The following is a 16,176-nucleotide window of genomic DNA, read 5'->3' as shown; positions in this document are numbered from 1 at the left end:
TACCGGAGCCCTTCCGATGCGTTCATTCCTCAGCCGCAGCCGCACCATGCTCATCGGCAAGGCCGTCGCGGCATTCGTTCTCGGCGCTGGCGCTCTCGCCGCGCAGGCCGCCTCGGCCGCCGATGTCCTCGTGCTCCAGCTCAAGGGCGGCGACGTCAAGATCCAGCTCGACAAGAAGGATGCGCCGAAGGCCGCCGAGCGGCTGGAAACCCTGGCTTCCCAGGGCTTCTACAACGGCGTGGTGTTCCACCGCGTGATCGACGGCTTCATGGCGCAGACCGGCGATCCGACCGGTACCGGCATGGGCGGCTCGAACCTGCCGGATCTGCCGGCGGAGTTCTCCAAGGTGCCCTTCAAGCGCGGCACCGTCGGCATGGCACGCGCCCAGGATCCGAACTCGGCCAATTCCCAGTTCTTCATCATGTTCGCGCCGGGCGACTTCCTGAACGGCCAGTACACCGTGGTCGGCCAGGTGATCTCGGGCATGGATGTCGTGGACGCGATCAAGAAGGGCAATGCGAACGACAACGGCATGGTCACCAACCCCGACAAGATCATCAAGGCCTGGGTCGAGTGAACGCGGATCGAACGAGCGCAAGCAACGTTTGAGCATCCTGCCCCTAACGATTGAAAACGAAGAAGGAATTTCAACATGGCCGAGATCAAGGATCCGGAAAACACCCTCGTCGTCGACACCACCAAGGGCCGCGTCGTCATTGCGCTTCGCCCCGATCTGGCGCCGAAGCACGTCGAGCGCCTGAAGACGCTCGCCCGCGAGGGCTTCTATGACGGCATCGTGTTCCACCGCGTCATCGAAGGCTTCATGGCGCAGACCGGCTGCCCGCAGGGCACCGGCATGGGCGGCTCCAGCTATCCCAATCTGCCCGCCGAATTCACCAAGACGCCGTTCAACCGCGGCGTGGTCGGCATGGCCCGCTCCCAGAACCCGAACTCGGGCAATTCCCAGTTCTTCATCATGTTCGAGCCCGGCCACTTCCTGAACGGCCAGTACACCGTGTTTGGCGAAGTGATCGAGGGCATGGAAAATGTGGACAAGATCAAGCGCGGCGAGCCGGTGGTGAACCCCGACAAGATCAACTCCATGAAGGTCGCGGCCGACATCGCCGCCTGACCTGAAGCGGCCGGCCATTTGCGACCGGCCCCTCATCCGTTCCAGTCCGTTGCCGCCGCCGGGAGCGATCCCGGCGGCGCCTCTCGCTCAGAAGCCATGCGAACCGACGATTTCGATTTCGACCTGCCCGAAAGCGCGATCGCGCTGCGCCCCGCGCGCCCGCGCGACGCGGCGCGCCTTCTCGTGGTGCGGCCGGGCGGCGAACCGGAACTTGACGATCGGGGGATCCGCGACCTCGTCTCGCTGCTTCGCCCCGGCGATCTCCTCGTCTTCAACGACACCCGTGTCATCCCCGCCCGGCTCGACGGCGTGCGGCGCCGCGACGACGGCGCCGAGGCGCGGATCGAGGCGACGCTGATCGAGCGGCTCGACCCGTCCCGCTGGGTGGCGCTCGCCCGGCCCGGCAAGCGGTTGAGGGTCGGGGATGTCATCGGCTTCGGTGGGAATGGCGGCGAAGGCGTCGAACCGTTCGCCGCGACCGTCGCCGAGAAGAACGAGGGCGGCGAGATCGTGCTCGCCTTCGACCGTGGCGGGCCGGATCTCGACCGTGCCATCGCGCTCGCAGGCCGCATTCCGCTGCCGCCCTACATCGGCAACAAGCGCGCCGACGACGCGGCCGACCGGGAAGACTATCAGACCGTGTTCGCCCGCGAACCCGGCGCCGTCGCGGCACCGACCGCGAGCCTGCACCTCACGGAAGACCTGATCGAACGCCTTCAAGAGACTGGCGTCGAACACGTTTTTCTCACGCTCCATGTCGGCGCGGGCACCTTTCTGCCCGTCAAGGCGGAAACCACCGAAGGCCATCGGATGCATTCCGAGCGCGGCGTCATCACGCCTGACGCTGCGGCGCGCATCAACGCCGCTCGCGCGGCGGGCGGACGGATCGTCGCCGTCGGCACCACGGCGCTGCGCCTGCTGGAGAGCGCCGCCGACGAAAGCGGCACCCTGCATCCGTTCGACGGCGCGACCGATATCTTCATCACGCCGGGCTATCGCTTCCGCATCGTCGATGTGCTGATGACGAACTTCCACCTGCCGCGTTCGACGCTGTTCATGCTCGTCTGCGCCTTCGCCGGCACGGATGCCATGCGCCGGGCTTATGCCCATGCCATCGCGAGCGGTTACAGATTTTATTCCTATGGCGACGGCTCGCTCCTGTTCCGGGACGCGGGCGCAGGTGCCCCACGGGAGCCAACATGACGCCCTTCCGCTACGAACCGCTCGGCCAGGACGACGCCGCCCGGCGCGGTCGTCTGCACACCGCCCACGGCACGGTGGAGACGCCCGCCTTCATGCCGGTCGGAACCCAGGCCACCGTCAAGGCGATGTTTCCGGAGGATGTGGCGGCCACGGGCGCCGAGGTCGTGCTCGGCAACACCTATCACCTTATGCTCCGCCCGACCGCCGAGCGGGTGTCCGGCCTCGGCGGCCTCCACACCTTCATGCGCTGGAACCGGACCATCCTGACGGATTCCGGCGGCTTCCAGATCATGTCGCTGTCGGGCCTCAGAAAGCTTGAGGAGCACGGCGTCGCGTTCCAGAGCCACATCGACGGCTCGCGCCACCTCCTCACGCCTGAACGATCGGTTGAGATCCAGGGCCTTCTCGGCTCCGACATCCAGATGCAGCTCGACGAGTGCGTGCGCCTTCCGGCGGAACGCAAGGAGGTCGAGCGCGGCATGCGGCTGTCGCTGCGCTGGGCGGAGCGTTCCCGTGCCGCGTTCGAGGCGATGGACGGTCCCGCCAAGGGGCAGGCGCTGTTCGGCATCGTGCAGGGCGGCGACGATGCCGGCCTGCGGGTGGAATCCGCCGCGGCGCTGTCGGCGATGCCGTTCGAAGGCTATTCCATCGGCGGGCTTGCCGTGGGCGAGCCTCAGGACGTGATGCTGGCCATGCTCGACGAGACGCTGCCGGTGCTGCCGGCGGAAAAGCCGCGCTATCTGATGGGCGTCGGCACGCCCCACGACATCATCGAGGCGGTGGCCCGCGGCATCGACATGTTCGATTGCGTCATGCCGACCCGCGCCGGCCGTCACGGCGTGGCCTATACCCGGTTCGGCAAGCTCAACCTGAAGAACGCGCGGCATGCGGACGATCCGGCGCCGCTCGATCCCGAGAGCGACTGCCCGGCGGCGCGCGACTACAGCCGCGCCTATCTCCACCACCTCGTGCGCTGCGGCGAGGGGCTGGGCGCCATGCTGCTGACGTGGAACAACATCGCCTACTATCAGCACCTCATGAAAACGCTGCGCACGGCGATCGAGCAGGGCCGCTTCGCGGAGGTGCGCGCCGAACTGGGACGGCTCTGGGCAAAGGGCTGACGAAGGGCATCAGGCCATCGGTCAGAATCCGAGAGGGTCAGGCCTCGGTCAGAGTTGTAAGAGTGTCAGGCCTGCGGCCAGAGTCATTAAGACTGTCAGGCCTCCGGCCAGACGAGCGCCGACGGCGCCGCACCCTCGCCGGAGACGACCACCTTCTCGTCCTCGAGTTTCGCCCGGCCCGAGGCCCAGAGCGACAGGGCGAGCGGGTAGAGCCGGTGCTCGGCTTCCAGCACGCGCGCGGAGAGCGTGTCTGGCGTGTCGCCGGTCACCACCGGCACGGCGGCCTGGGCGACGATCGGTCCGGCGTCCATCTCGCTGCGCACGAGGTGGACCGTGCAGCCGTGCAGCTTCACCCCGTCGGCAAGCGCGCGCTCGTGGGTGTGCAGCCCCTTGTAGGAGGGCAGCAGCGCCGGATGGATGTTGAGCATCCGGTCGCGCCACGTCTCCACCAGCCACGGCGTCAGCAGGCGCATGAAGCCCGCGAGGCAGACGAGTTCGATCCCGCTTTCCCTCAGACGCGCATCGAGCGCGCGGTCGAACGCCTCGCGGTCGGGGTAGGCCTTGTGGTCGATGACGGCGGTCTCGATGCCGTGTTCCGCCGCCCGCGCAAGCGCACCGGCACCGGGCCGATTGGACAGGACCAGCGCGAACGCGGCCGGGAAGGCCGGGTCGGCCTCCGCGGCGGCAATCAGCGACGCCATGTTGCTGCCCCGGCCGGAGACGAGGATCGCGGTGCGGATCTTGGTCAAGTTCCCTCTCCGCGCCGCTCAGGACTCGAGCGGCAGCGCGCCGTCATAGACGACGGCCTCGCCCTCGCGCGGCACGATCTCGCCGATGACGGAGGCGGCCTCGCCTTCCTGGTGCAGAATGCGCAGCACGGTCTCGGCCTCGCCGGGCGGGACGACGACCACCATGCCGATGCCGCAGTTGAAGGTGCGCAGCATCTCGGCCTCGGCGATCCGTCCGCCCTTGGCGAGCCACGAGAACACCGGGGGCGGGGCGATCCTAGAGAGGTCGATGCGGCCCGCGACCGATTTCGGCAGCACGCGCGGCAGGTTCTCCGTCAGGCCGCCGCCGGTGATGTGGGCGAGCGCCTTGATGCCGTGTCCGGCCCCAAGCGCCTTCAGGAGCGACTTCACGTAGATGCGCGTCGGCGCTAGCAGCGACTGCCCCAGGGTGAGGCCCGCGGCGAACGGCGACGGGGCGTCGTATCCGATACCCTCGGCGGACACGATGCGCCGCACCAGCGAGAAGCCGTTGGAATGGACGCCCGACGACGCGAGGCCGATCAGCACGTCGCCCGCCGCCACCGTCGGCAGCGGCAGCAACCGGTCGCGCTCGACCGCGCCCACGGAGAAGCCGGCAAGGTCGTAGTCTCCGTCCGCATAGTGGCCGGGCATCTCGGCGGTCTCGCCGCCGATCAGCGCAGCGCCGGCCTGGCGGCAGCCCTCGACGATCCCATCGACCACAGTGGTCGCGACGCCGACATCGAGGCGGCCGCTCGCGAAATAATCGAGGAAGAACAGCGGCTCGGCGCCCTGGACTACCAGGTCGTTGACGCACATCGCCACGAGGTCGATGCCGACCGTGTCGTGGACGCCGGCATCGATGGCGACACGCAGCTTGGTGCCGACGCCGTCCGTCGCCGCCACCAGCAGCGGATCCTTGTAGCCGGCCGCCTTGGGATCGAACACACCGCCGAAGCCGCCGATCACGGCGTCGGCGCCGGCCCGCGCCGTGCGCTTGAGCAGGGGACCGATCGCCCGGACCAGCGCATCTCCCCGGTCGATGTCGACCCCGGAATCGGCATAGGTGAACGTCTTCTTGGGCGCGCCTTCCGGCGCCCCGCCATCCGCCTGCGACTGGCTCATTGTCGACCGATCCGTTCCGTGTCGCGCGGGCCCGCGCGTTGTCAGTTTCGTCAGGGGTGTATGGAGCGGTGTCGGCGCGAAGGCAAGTCCCGGCCACCGCCGCCGGTGGTCTGGCGATTGCCGCCCGGCCCCCGGCCGCGGGGACTTGACGGAACGGGCCGGGCGCGCCGACCGTCGGGCGGAACGCTTGCGGACGGCCGGCGTTGCGAACATCTACCGGTGGTCCAGCCCGCCCACCCGCGTGCCGGAGCGGCATGGACAACGAAAAAAGACAACGACAAGAGACGGGCGTGTTCCTGATACCGAACCTCATCACCATCGCGCGGCTGATCGCCGTGCCGGTCGTCGTCTGGGCGATCGCGACCCATGAGTGGGATATCGCCTTCTGGGTGTTCATCGCGGCCGGGCTGTCCGATGCGGTGGACGGCTACATCGCCAAGCGGTTCGGGCTCGAAAGCGATCTCGGCGCCCATCTCGATCCGCTGGCCGACAAGGCGCTGCTCGTCTCGGTCTATGTCACCTGCGGCATCATTTCCGCGATGCCGGTCTGGCTCGTGGCGCTGGTGGTCTCCCGCGACATCCTGATCGTCGGCGCCGTGGTGCTTGCGCTCGTGATGGCGCATCCGGTGCCGATGCGCCCGCTCGCCGTGAGCAAGACCAATACCTTCGCCCAGATCCTGCTCGCGGGCGTGGTGCTCGCCGATCTTGCCTTCGGCCTCGGCGTCGGCGGTACCCGCGAGGTGCTGTCGTTCGTCGTTGCCGGGTTGACGGGCGCTTCGGCTGCTGCCTATGTCGTCGAGTGGCTCGGCCACATGATCAGCGCCGAAAGGGCGGCTGAGACGGCGGGCGAACTCGGCCCGGAGCGGATGCGGCCGGCGCCGCATCCGGGGCGGAAATCGGAAAAGGATCATACCACGTGAGCCTCGGACGCCAGGTTTTCTTCTGGATCTCGGCACTCGTCGTTTTCATCCTGTTTCTGTTCGTGTTCCGCACGATCCTGCTGCCGTTCGTGGCGGGAACGATCCTCGCCTATCTGTTCAATCCGGTCGCCGGCCGCATCGAGCGCCTCGGTTTCAACCGGCTTGTGGCGACGCTGATCCTGCTCGGCGGTTTTCTGCTGATCGTTGTCGTCGGAATGGTCCTGCTGATGCCGGTGCTCAGCCATCAGGTCGGTGGTTTCGTCTCCAACCTTCCTGGCTATGTGACGCAGCTGCAGCGCTGGGTGGTGACGACCTTCCAGGGAAGCCGGCTCGGCTCGATCTTCGGCACGTCGCTGCAGGACCTGCAGACGAGCCTCGGCTCGGTCACGTCCGACGCGGCGTCGTGGCTCGCGGGCATCGTCGGCTCGGTCTGGAGCGGTAGCCAGACGATCATTTCCTCCGCGGCGCTGGTGGTGCTGACGCCGGTGATCGCGTTCTACCTGCTGCTCGACTGGGACCGGATGACCGCTCAGGTCGACGGCTGGCTGCCGCGCGACCATGCGCCGACGATCCGCCGGCTTCTCGCCGAGATCAATGCCGGCGTGTCCGGCTATATCCGCGGTCAGGTGTCGGTCTGCCTCATTCTCGGCGTCTACTACGCCGTGGGCCTGACGGTGGTCGGGCTGAATTTCGGCATCCTCATCGGCATCATGATCGGCGTGATCAGCTTCATCCCCTATGTCGGCGCGACGGTGGGGCTGGTGACGGCCGTAGGCGTCGCGGTGGCGCAGTTCTGGCCCGATTATGCCAGCATCGGCTACGTCATCGTGGTGTTCGTCATCGGGCAGTTCCTCGAAGGCAACATTCTCCAGCCGAAGCTCGTCGGCGAGCATGTCGGACTTCATCCGGTGTGGCTGATCTTCGCGCTGTTCGCGTTCGGCACGCTGTTCGGCTTCGTCGGAATGCTCGTCGCGGTGCCGGCATCGGCGGCCGTGGGTGTGCTCGCCCGCTTCGCGCTGCAGCGCTATCTCGAAAGCCCGCTCTACCGCGGCACCCGCAACGGCAACGGCAGCGGCGCATCCTGATGACCGGCGGAGAAGACGGCCGGCCTCCGCGCCAGCTGCCGCTGGCGTTGCCGGCCGAGGCGGCTTTCGGCCGAGAGGATTTCCTGGTCGGACCCTCCAATGCAGAGGCGGCCGAACTGTTCGACCGGTGGCCGCGCTGGCCGGCGCCCGTCGTCTTGCTGATCGGCCCGGCCGGCTCCGGCAAGAGCCATCTCATCGCCGCCTGGGCCGGCCCGGCCGGCGCACGCCTCATTCCGGCCGGCGGTATCGCTGCTGTCGACCCGGTGGAGGCCATCGCCGCCGGCCCCGTCGCGGTGGAGGATCTCGACCGCCACCGCACCGCCAGGGCGGACGACGTCGCGCTGTTCCACCTCGTCAATGCGGCGCTTGGCGGCGGCCGGCTCGTGCTGTCCGCCCGCACGCCGCCCGAAGCCTGGGGCATCGGACTGCCCGATCTCGCCTCCCGGCTGCGAGCGGCCGCGCGGGTCTCGCTCGGCGAGCCCGACGACGAACTCCTGCGCCGGGTGCTCGTCAAGCTGTTCGCGGACCGGCAATTGGCGGTCGATCCTTCGGTGATCGCTTATGCCCTGCCGCGCATGGAGCGCTCGTTCTCCGGCGCCAACGCGCTCGTCGACCGCCTAGACCGCGAGGGCCTCGCGCGCCATCGGCCGATCACCCGCGCCATCGTCGCGGACGTCATCGCCGAGCTCGCCGGCGAGGCGGGGGGTGAGGCGGGCAGGTGAGGCGGGCAGGTGAGGGCGCGGAGCCTGCCACCGGCATTGCCGGACCGCCGCGGAAGCCTGTGCCCGGATGCCTGCACCGGGGCCGTTGGCGGGTGCGAAAAAACCGTCATACTGACGGGATAAGGATTGCGCCGATTTGCCTTTTTCCGTCAGGACGGAACGCCCCATGGAACTCGACAGCCCGAATGCCTCCGAGATCGTGTCTCCGATCGAGCCCGCGGCCACCGCGGTCGATCTGCGCCACGATCCGTCGCGGTTCGTCAACCGCGAGCTGTCGTGGCTGCAGTTCAACCTGCGCGTTCTGGAAGAGGCGGCCAACCCGAATCATCCGATCCTGGAGCGGCTTCGTTTCCTGTCGATCTCGGCCAACAACCTCGACGAGTTCTTCATGGTGCGCGTCGCCGGCCTGCGCGGCCAGTTCCGGGCGCGCATCACGGAGCGCAGCGACGACGGCATGACCCCGCGCGAGCAGCTCGCCCGGATCGGGGAGGCCGTCGGGCGGTTGCAGACGGCCCAGCAGGAACAGTGGCGTGGGTTGCGCGTGGAACTGGCCGCGGCCGGCATCGTGCTGGTCGAAACCAACGAGGTGACGGACACCGAGCGGGTCTGGCTGGAGGACTATTTCCTCGCCCATGTCTTCCCGGTGCTCACGCCGCTCGCGATCGATCCGGCGCATCCGTTCCCCTTCATTCCCAATCTCGGCTTCTCGCTGGTGCTGGAACTCGCCGCGCCCGGCGGCGAGAAGATGATCGCCCTCATCCGCGTGCCCGCCCAGGTCGACCGCTATATCCGCCTGCCGGTCAACGACGCCGAGCCCGGAAGCGCCCGCTTCATCGCGCTGGAGAATGCCATTGGCCTGTTCATCGGCCGCCTGTTCCCGGGTTACCGGGTCAATGGCGAGGGCGCGTTCCGCGTGATCCGCGATTCCGACCTTGAAATCGAGGAGGAGGCGGAAGATCTCGTGCGTCTCTTCGAGACGGCCCTGAAGCGCCGCCGGCGCGGTTCCGTGATCCGGCTGGAGATCGAGCATTCCACGCCCGAGCCGCTGCAGCGCTTCGTCGCCGGCGCGCTCGACGTCACCGACGACGAGATCTTCCTCGTCCACGGCGCGCTCGCGCTGAAGGATCTCGCCAGCCTCGTCGCGCTCGACCGGCCAGACCTGAAGTTCACGCCCTACACCCCCCGCTTCCCGGAGCGCGTGCGCGAGCACGGCGGCGATTGCTTCGCCGCCATCGGCCAGAAGGACATCGTGGTCCACCACCCCTACGAATCCTTCGATGTGGTGGTGCAGTTCCTGGCCCAGGCGGCGCGCGATCCCGACGTGGTGGCGATCAAGCAGACGCTCTATCGCACGTCCAAGGATTCGCCGATCGTGCGGGCGCTCGTTGAAGCGGCGGAAGCCGGCAAGTCCGTCACTGCGCTCGTCGAGCTGAAGGCCCGCTTCGACGAGGAGGCCAATATCCGTTGGGCGCGCGACCTGGAGCGCGCGGGCGCCCAGGTTGTGTTCGGCTTCCTCGAGCTGAAGACCCATTCCAAGCTGTCGATGGTGGTGCGCCGCGAAGGCGGCCAGCTCGTCACCTACTGCCATATCGGCACCGGCAACTACCATCCGATCACGGCCCGCATCTATACCGATCTGTCGTTCTTCACGGCGAACCCGGAGATCGGCACCGATGTTGCCCGCATCTTCAACTTCATCACCGGATATGCGCGCCCGGCCGAGCTGACCCACATGGCGATCTCGCCGCTGACGCTGCGCCAGCGCATCCTCGATCACATCGAGGCCGAAAAGGCCCACGCCGCCAACGGTCGGCCGGCGCAGATCTGGATGAAGATGAACTCGCTCGTCGATGCGCAGATCATCGATGCGCTCTACGATGCGAGCGTGGCCGGCGTCGAGATCGATATCGTCGTTCGCGGCATCTGCTGCCTGCGGCCGGGTGTTCCGGGGCTTTCGGACAACATTCGTGTGAAGTCGATCGTCGGCCGCTTCCTGGAGCACAGCCGGATCTTCTGTTTCGGCAACGGTCATGGCTTGCCGTCGCCGGAAGCTATTGTCTATATCGGGTCCGCGGATATGATGCCTCGCAACCTCGACCGCCGGGTCGAGGCGCTGGTGCCGATCCTGAACCCGACGGTGCACGCCCAGATTCTCGATCAGATCATGGTCGCGAACATGGCGGACAACGAGCAGAGCTGGCGGCTGCTTCCCGACGGGGGACATGAGCGGATTCATCCTGCCCAGGGGGAAGAGCCATTCAACGCCCATCAGTATTTCATGACGAACCCGTCGCTCTCGGGGCGCGGAAAGTCGCTGCAATCGGACTCGCCGAAACCGGTGTCCCGTCATCGCGGGCACTGAAGCAGGCGGGGCGCGGCCCGGGGGGGCCGCTTTCGCCGAAGCGGCGTGGTCCCCTTGAGTGCATGCGATGGAATTGCGTCAGATGGTAGAACTCGCCCCCGGCCGACTTCCCGGCTTCGGGCCGATTGCCGTCATCGATATCGGGTCGAACTCGGTCCGTCTCGTCATCTACGAACGGTTGTCGCGCTCTCCGACGGTGCTGTTCAACGAAAAGGTGCTTGCCGGCCTCGGCCGGGGCATCGCCAAGACCGGTCGCCTGCAGGATGACGCCGTCGAGCTGGCGCTGTCGGCGGTCGGCCGGTTCCGTGCGCTGTGCGACATGATGGAGGTTCGCACCCTCGACGTCATCGCCACCGCCGCCTCCCGCGATGCCTCCAACGGGCCGGAATTCATCGCCGAGGTCGAGCGGCTGACCGGCGTGACGGTCGAGATCCTGTCAGGCGCCGAAGAAGCGCGGCGCTCGGCGCTCGGTATCATCTCCGGCATCTGGAAGCCGAACGGCATCGTCGGTGACCTTGGCGGCGGCAGCCTCGAACTCGTCGAGGTGCGCGGCCACGAGATCAGTGTCGGGCGTACATTTCCGCTCGGCGGCCTGCGCCTGCAGGAGGCCTCCGACGGCTCCGTCCGCAAGGCCGAGAAGATCGCCAGCGAGGTACTGACCGCCAACGAGATCCTGTCCAAGAAGCAGGGCCGGGATTTCTACGCGGTGGGCGGCACGTGGCGCTCGCTCGCGCGCCTGCACATGTTCCAGACGGGCTATCCGCTGCATGTGATGCACCAGTATTCCATCCCCGCCGGGGAGGCGCTGGAGTTCTGCCGTGCCGTGGCGCGCGGCACCATCGAGACCATCGATTCGGTCGAGGTCGTCTCGCGGCAGCGCCGCTCGCTGCTGCCGTTCGGCGCCGTCGTGCTGTCGCAGATCATTCTGGCGGCGCGGCCGAAATCGGTGATCATTTCCGCTCTCGGCATTCGCGAAGGCCTGCTCTACGAGCGGCTCGACGACCGGGAGCGCAAGCGGGATCCGCTTCTCGCCGCGTGCGAGGAGCTTTCGCTGCTGCGCTCGCGCTCGCCGCGTCTTGCCACTGAACTCGGCGAATGGACCGGCCACGTCTTCGAGGCGATGGGTCTCGCCGAGACGGCGGAGGAGCGGCGCCTGCGCATCGCGGCATGCCTCCTCTCCGATATCGGCTGGCGCGCTCATCCGGATTATCGCGGCGAACAGAGCCTGGCGCTGATTTCCAACGCCTCGTTCACCGGTGTCGACCATCATGGCCGCGCCTATCTCGCCATGGCGGTCTATTTCCGCCACTTCGGGCTCGTCGACGATGCCCTGAGCCCGCGCCTGCGGGAACTGGTCTCGACGCGGCTGAAGGAGCGCGCCCGTTGCCTCGGTGCCGCGTTGCGCCTGGCCTCGGTGCTCACCGCCACAGCCCCCGGCGTGATCAACCGCATCCGCGTCGACGCCAGTTCTGAGCGGATGCTGCTGCGCATCCCCGCCGAGTTCGCGGCCCTTGATGGAGAGATCGTCCGCAAGCGGCTCGACCAGCTCGCCCGCCTTGCCGGCATGAGTTCGATGGTGGTGATCGACCCCTGATCGGCGGTAGCCGGCGACTTGTGCATCCGTGAACTGGGCTTGGGTCACCGGGGCTTGGGTGACCTTGCCACGGTGATGGGCGCTTCGTGATCGGCCGCGGATGATTGGCCCTTGATGATCGCCCCTTGGGCGACCCGGCGACGCCAGCATTTTCTTGGACAACAATGCCTTGCCGGCCGCCTCGCGCGGCCGGCATCTCCCGGCATACGAACGTTTCTCCGGGCGGCGGGACGCCCCGGCTTTCGGTGGCGACTGCGGCGCGCCGGTGCGACGCCCCGTTGGGCCTTCCGGACGTTCAGCCTTCCGAAATCGCTGCGTCTTCCGTCACGGACACGTCTTCGGGCGAAGTCTGTGTATCGCCGCCGCGGCCACGCCGCCGACGGCGCGGCTTGCGTGCGCCGCCGGCCGAGGGCACGGCGATCGCCTCTTCGAGCGGGAGGATCGTGATACGACGGCCGTCGAAGCCGAGCGCCAGCCGGCCCGCCTTGAGGTCGAGCGCGGCCTCGCCGAACATCTCCCGGCGCCAGCCCTTCAGAGCCTCGACATCGGCGTCCTCGCCTTCGGCCGAGATCGCCTCGAGATCGTCGACGGTCGCGATCACCTTGGCAGCCACCCCGTTCTGCTCGGCGATCAGCCGCAGCAGCACCTTGAGGAGTTCCGTGGCCGCGGACGATCCCTCCGGCGTCGGCTTGCCGGAGGGGATCCGCGGCATCTCCTCGGCCGGCAGCGACAGCGCCCGGTTCACGGCGGCGAGGATGTCGGCCCCGGTGCGCGAACGTTCGAAGCCCCGCGGCATCGCCCTCAGCGAGCCGAGCGCAGCGACGTCACGCGGCTGGCGCGCAGCGATCTCGTAGATCGCATCGTCTTTGAGAATACGGCCGCGCGGCACGTCCCGGCTCTGCGCCTCGCGCTCACGCCAGGCCGCAAGTTCTTTTAAAATAGCGAGTTCCGATGATTTCTTCACGCGCATCTTGAGGCGCGTCCACGCCCGTTCAGGCTCGACCTGATAGGTCTCCGGCGATGTCAGCACCGCCATCTCTTCCGCCACCCAGGCGGCGCGTCCCTTCTTCTCCAGAATCTGGACGAGATGGCGGTAGACGTCGCGCAGATGAGTCACGTCGGCGAGCGCGTAGGCGAGCTGCACATCCGAAAGCGGCCGCTGCGCCCAGTCGGTGAAGCGCATCGACTTGTCGATCGGAACGCCGGTGATCTTGCCGACGAGCTGGTCGTAGGAGATCGAATCGCCGAAGCCGCAGACCATCGCCGCGACCTGGGTGTCGAACAGCGGCTCGGGAATGGCGCCTGAGAGATGGTAGAAGATCTCGACGTCCTGCCGGGCGGCATGGAACACCTTGAGCACATTCCGGTTCGCCATCAGCTCGAACAGAGGCGTGAGATCCAGATCGGGCGCCAGCGTGTCGATCAAAACGGCCTCGTCCGGGCTCGCCACCTGCACCAGACAGAGCTTCGGCCAGAACGTCGTCTCCCGCAGGAACTCGGTATCGACTGTGATGAAGGGGTGTGCGGCCAGCCTTTTGCAGGCGTCGGCAAGATCCGTGGTGGTGATGATCGTCGAAACCATATCGTCGCGCGCCGGTCCGGTGTTGTCGCCGGCGGGCCGCCTCGGGTCGAAGGCGACAGGGAGTGCGGCGATTCGCTTGGCTAATCCTAGAACATATTCCATTCAGGTCGAATTGATCTGTATGGCTTAGAATATGCTCAAGAGTTCGAAATCGAAAAAATCAAAGTACCGATGGCGTTTCCGCCGGTGACGTGATTCGCGCCGACCGACGGAGCCTTCAGTCAAGCGCCTGCGAGCTTGTCGAGCAAGCGCAGCGCATCGCGCACGGTGGCGAGCCGCACCTCCGCGCGTCCCCGTTCGCCGTAGCGGGCTTCCTCGTGAAGACCGGCTCCGTCGCGCCGCGCAGCCGCGAGATGCACGAGGCCGACCGGCTTGGCGGGCGTGCCGCCGCCCGGCCCGGCGATGCCGGTGACCGCCACGGCGAGGTCCGCGCGGGAATGGGCGAGCGCCCCGGCGGCCATCGCCACCGCGACCTCGCGACTCACCGCGCCGTGGTCCTCGATCAGCTCGGCGGGCACGCCGATCAACTCCGTCTTGGCGGCGTTCGAATAGGTGACGAAGCCGCGCTCCACCACATCCGACGATCCCGCGATCTCGGTCAGTACGGCCGCGATCAGGCCGCCGGTGCACGATTCGGCCGTGGCGATCATCAGGCCTTGCGCGCGGCAGCGGTCGAGCAACGCGCGGGCGGGTGCGGCGAGGGGGGAAAGATCGGTCATCGCGGGCGGCCTCTCCGTTGCGGGAGGTCGGCGGCGCTGTGCACCCCGCCACGCCCCGCGTGTGAGGCGATAATCGGCACGATATGTCCGCAGATCAAGGACTTCAGTGCGAACGTTAAAGATCTGCGGAATCGGGAAGGCGTCAGCGCCCGAGCGGCAGCCGCACGGTCGCCGTCGCCATGGCGACGATGCCCTCGCGCCTCCCGGTGAAGCCGAGGCCCTCGCTGGTCGTCGCCTTGATGCCCACGCGATCGAGGGCGATGCCGGCGACCTCGGCGATGCGGGCGCGCATGGCGTCGCGATGCGGGCCGATACGCGGCACCTCGCAGACCACGGTCGCATCGAGCTGGGCGATCTCGCCGCCGCGCTCGCGGATGCGCCTCACAGCGTCCTCCAGGAACAGGCTGGACGCCGCCCCGCGCCATTTCGGGTCGGAGGGCGGGAAGTGCTGGCCGATGTCGCCGTCGCCGATGGTGCCGAGCAGCGCGTCGGTGAGCGCGTGGAGCACCACGTCGGCGTCGGAATGGCCCACCAGTCCGTGGGTGTGGGGAATCTCGATACCGCCCAGGGTAACGAAGCTGCCCGGCCCGAACACATGCACGTCGAAGCCGGTGCCGACGCGCACATCGGCGAGCGCAAGCCATCGCTCCAGAGTCAGCTTGGCATCCGCCTTGGAAAGATCGTCGGCGGTGGTGATCTTCACGTTCGCGGAATCGCCGTTGACCACCACGACCTCCAGCCCTGCCCATTCCGCCACGGCGGCGTCGTCCGTCAGTTCGGTCTTCCCGGCCGCCGCAGCGCGCCGGTGGGCCTCCAGGATTGCCGGAAACCGGAACCCCTGGGGGGTCTGCGCGGCCCACAGCGCCGTTCGCGGCACGGTGTCGACGATGCGGCCGCGATCGTCCACCCGCTTCATGGTATCGGCAACCGGCAGCGCGGCAAGGGCGCCGTCGGCGGAGCCGAGCGCGTCGATCACGCGGTCGACGACCGCGGCGCTGCAGAACGGCCGCACGCCGTCGTGAATGAGCACGAGGTCGGGCGGGTTGTCGCGTGCCAGCCGCTCAAGACCCGCCAGCACGGAGATCTGCCGGGTGGCGCCCCCGGGCTCCGGCGTGTCGAGCCCCTCGATGCCGGCGACGGCATCCGCGAACACGCCGCCGTCGTCGCGGTGGATGACGGCGAGGGTGCGGGCCACGCGCGGATGGGCGCTGAAGCCGGCCAGCGTCTTGGCGATGACGGCGCGGCCGGCGATCGGCACGAACTGCTTCGGCGTGTTGTCGTCCGGGCGCATGGCGCGCGTGCCGCGTCCGGCGGCCACCACCACGACGGCGACCGTGGGCACGCCCGGTTTGCCGGGAGCGGCCCCCGCGGATCGGTCGTCCCGACCGCTCATGCCGTTCCGTTCGTTCAGCGCCATTGCATCTTCGTCCGTGCTTCGTCCGCGGCCGGTTTACGATTGCAACTCTCCGGTCACAAGGGGGGATCGCAGCGCGCAGGCCCGCGCGCGGCGCGGATCGGCAGGGCAAGCTGCCTGTCTTGCCGCAACTCATGCCGCGCTGCGGAGGCGCGGCGGGGCCCTGCCGTCATCCCGCTGTGCGGCACCTCGTGTTCAAAGTTGCGCGGGAGAACGGCACATTCCGCGAACGTGTCGCCAAATGTCTTACCAAATGTCTTGCAAAGACTCTTGCCGGGGCCTACGGAGTGTCTAGAATATGGGCAACGAGCCGCAATGCTTAGCACTTAGGCATCGGCTTGCCGCCCCCGCGGGACGCTGCACTGCAAGAACGCCGTCCGATTTTCTCGGCTCCGGAGGGCGTCGCCGTGTATATCCCGGGCGGCGGACGAAATGGACATTCGGGCGGCAT

Annotated in this window: 14 protein-coding genes; 9 read left to right on the top strand and 5 right to left on the bottom strand. The window is 67.9% G+C overall.

The window, feature by feature from the left end; genetic code table 11:
• The first annotated feature begins 16 nt into the window (after nucleotides 1-16).
• The 4 genes from BUF17_RS11700 (at nucleotide 17) to tgt (ending at nucleotide 3,456) form a co-directional block, all read left to right on the top strand.
• Nucleotides 17-577: a peptidylprolyl isomerase gene (locus BUF17_RS11700; protein ID WP_084564600.1), complete on the top strand. Its 561-nt coding sequence runs from the start codon at nucleotides 17-19 to the stop codon at nucleotides 575-577.
• Between the two features lie 75 nt (nucleotides 578-652).
• Nucleotides 653-1,132: a peptidylprolyl isomerase gene (locus BUF17_RS11695; protein WP_073628790.1), complete on the top strand. Its 480-nt coding sequence runs from the start codon at nucleotides 653-655 to the stop codon at nucleotides 1,130-1,132.
• A gap of 96 nt (nucleotides 1,133-1,228) precedes the next feature.
• Nucleotides 1,229-2,335: a tRNA preQ1(34) S-adenosylmethionine ribosyltransferase-isomerase QueA gene (gene queA, locus BUF17_RS11690; RefSeq protein ID WP_073628788.1), complete on the top strand. Its 1,107-nt coding sequence runs from the start codon at nucleotides 1,229-1,231 to the stop codon at nucleotides 2,333-2,335.
• A complete protein-coding gene (gene tgt / locus BUF17_RS11685; protein WP_073628786.1) occupies nucleotides 2,332-3,456 on the top strand; it encodes a tRNA guanosine(34) transglycosylase Tgt in 1,125 nt (374 codons plus the stop codon). Before queA ends, tgt begins: the two co-directional genes overlap by 4 nt.
• Before the next feature lie 95 nt (nucleotides 3,457-3,551).
• Here tgt and purN read toward each other — a convergent pair whose 3' ends face one another.
• A complete protein-coding gene (gene purN, locus BUF17_RS11680) occupies nucleotides 3,552-4,205 on the bottom strand; it encodes a phosphoribosylglycinamide formyltransferase (protein WP_073628784.1) in 654 nt (217 codons plus the stop codon).
• Between the two features lie 18 nt (nucleotides 4,206-4,223).
• Nucleotides 4,224-5,327: a phosphoribosylformylglycinamidine cyclo-ligase gene (purM, locus tag BUF17_RS11675; protein WP_073628782.1), complete on the bottom strand. Its 1,104-nt coding sequence runs from the start codon at nucleotides 5,325-5,327 to the stop codon at nucleotides 4,224-4,226.
• Between the two features lie 290 nt (nucleotides 5,328-5,617).
• On the opposite strand from purM, the gene BUF17_RS11670 reads away from it, so the two are divergent.
• The 5 genes from BUF17_RS11670 (at nucleotide 5,618) to ppx (ending at nucleotide 12,010) form a co-directional block, all read left to right on the top strand.
• A complete protein-coding gene (locus BUF17_RS11670; RefSeq protein WP_073628780.1) occupies nucleotides 5,618-6,247 on the top strand; it encodes a CDP-alcohol phosphatidyltransferase family protein in 630 nt (209 codons plus the stop codon).
• Nucleotides 6,244-7,332, top strand: coding sequence for an AI-2E family transporter (locus BUF17_RS11665; RefSeq protein WP_084564535.1), 1,089 nt, complete (start codon nucleotides 6,244-6,246; stop codon nucleotides 7,330-7,332). The genes BUF17_RS11670 and BUF17_RS11665 overlap by 4 nt, the downstream gene beginning before the upstream one ends.
• Nucleotides 7,332-8,054, top strand: coding sequence for a P-loop NTPase family protein (locus BUF17_RS11660; protein WP_073628776.1), 723 nt, complete (start codon nucleotides 7,332-7,334; stop codon nucleotides 8,052-8,054). Before BUF17_RS11665 ends, BUF17_RS11660 begins: the two co-directional genes overlap by 1 nt.
• A gap of 166 nt (nucleotides 8,055-8,220) precedes the next feature.
• On the top strand, nucleotides 8,221-10,416 hold the full coding sequence (locus tag BUF17_RS11655) for an RNA degradosome polyphosphate kinase (RefSeq protein WP_084564533.1): 2,196 nt from the start codon (nucleotides 8,221-8,223) through the stop codon (nucleotides 10,414-10,416).
• Nucleotides 10,417-10,498: 82 nt separating this feature from the next.
• Entirely contained in the window at nucleotides 10,499-12,010 is a 1,512-nt protein-coding gene (gene ppx, locus BUF17_RS11650; RefSeq protein ID WP_139282502.1) for an exopolyphosphatase, read from the top strand.
• A 295-nt stretch (nucleotides 12,011-12,305) separates the two neighbouring features.
• Here the strand turns inward: ppx and rnd are convergent, their stop codons facing one another.
• The 3 genes from rnd to BUF17_RS11635 all read right to left on the bottom strand — a co-directional run bounded on the left by rnd (nucleotide 12,306) and on the right by BUF17_RS11635 (nucleotide 15,704).
• The gene (gene rnd / locus BUF17_RS11645; protein WP_073628774.1) at nucleotides 12,306-13,592 is read right to left on the bottom strand and encodes a ribonuclease D; all 1,287 of its coding nucleotides are present in this window, start codon (nucleotides 13,590-13,592) and stop codon (nucleotides 12,306-12,308) included.
• Between the two features lie 221 nt (nucleotides 13,593-13,813).
• Nucleotides 13,814-14,311 (bottom strand): CinA family protein, encoded by a 498-nt coding sequence (locus BUF17_RS11640; RefSeq protein ID WP_073628772.1) that lies wholly within the window; start codon nucleotides 14,309-14,311, stop codon nucleotides 13,814-13,816.
• Nucleotides 14,312-14,453: 142 nt separating this feature from the next.
• On the bottom strand, nucleotides 14,454-15,704 hold the full coding sequence (locus tag BUF17_RS11635) for a bifunctional 2-C-methyl-D-erythritol 4-phosphate cytidylyltransferase/2-C-methyl-D-erythritol 2,4-cyclodiphosphate synthase (RefSeq protein WP_073629284.1): 1,251 nt from the start codon (nucleotides 15,702-15,704) through the stop codon (nucleotides 14,454-14,456).
• Nucleotides 15,705-16,176 lie beyond the last annotated feature (472 nt).

This window comes from Pseudoxanthobacter soli DSM 19599, from assembly GCF_900148505.1.
In the GTDB taxonomy this organism is placed as follows: Bacteria; Pseudomonadota; Alphaproteobacteria; order Rhizobiales; family Segnochrobactraceae; genus Pseudoxanthobacter; species Pseudoxanthobacter soli.
This window is presented reverse-complemented; position numbering and strand designations above follow the sequence as displayed.

Excerpts from the sequence above, each read along its gene's own strand:
- queA (WP_073628788.1), top strand. The coding sequence starts at position 1,229 with ATGCGAACCGACGATTTCGATTTCGACCTGCCCGAAAGCGCGATCGCG.
- BUF17_RS11695 (WP_073628790.1), top strand. The coding sequence starts at position 653 with ATGGCCGAGATCAAGGATCCGGAAAACACCCTCGTCGTCGACACCACC.
- rnd (WP_073628774.1), bottom strand. The coding sequence starts at position 13,592 with ATGGTTTCGACGATCATCACCACCACGGATCTTGCCGACGCCTGCAAA.
- purM (WP_073628782.1), bottom strand. The coding sequence starts at position 5,327 with ATGAGCCAGTCGCAGGCGGATGGCGGGGCGCCGGAAGGCGCGCCCAAG.
- tgt (WP_073628786.1), top strand. The coding sequence starts at position 2,332 with ATGACGCCCTTCCGCTACGAACCGCTCGGCCAGGACGACGCCGCCCGG.
- BUF17_RS11640 (WP_073628772.1), bottom strand. The coding sequence starts at position 14,311 with ATGACCGATCTTTCCCCCCTCGCCGCACCCGCCCGCGCGTTGCTCGAC.
- BUF17_RS11660 (WP_073628776.1), top strand. The coding sequence starts at position 7,332 with ATGACCGGCGGAGAAGACGGCCGGCCTCCGCGCCAGCTGCCGCTGGCG.
- BUF17_RS11700 (WP_084564600.1), top strand. The coding sequence starts at position 17 with ATGCGTTCATTCCTCAGCCGCAGCCGCACCATGCTCATCGGCAAGGCC.
- BUF17_RS11635 (WP_073629284.1), bottom strand. The coding sequence starts at position 15,704 with ATGAGCGGTCGGGACGACCGATCCGCGGGGGCCGCTCCCGGCAAACCG.
- BUF17_RS11655 (WP_084564533.1), top strand. The coding sequence starts at position 8,221 with ATGGAACTCGACAGCCCGAATGCCTCCGAGATCGTGTCTCCGATCGAG.
- ppx (WP_139282502.1), top strand. The coding sequence starts at position 10,499 with ATGGTAGAACTCGCCCCCGGCCGACTTCCCGGCTTCGGGCCGATTGCC.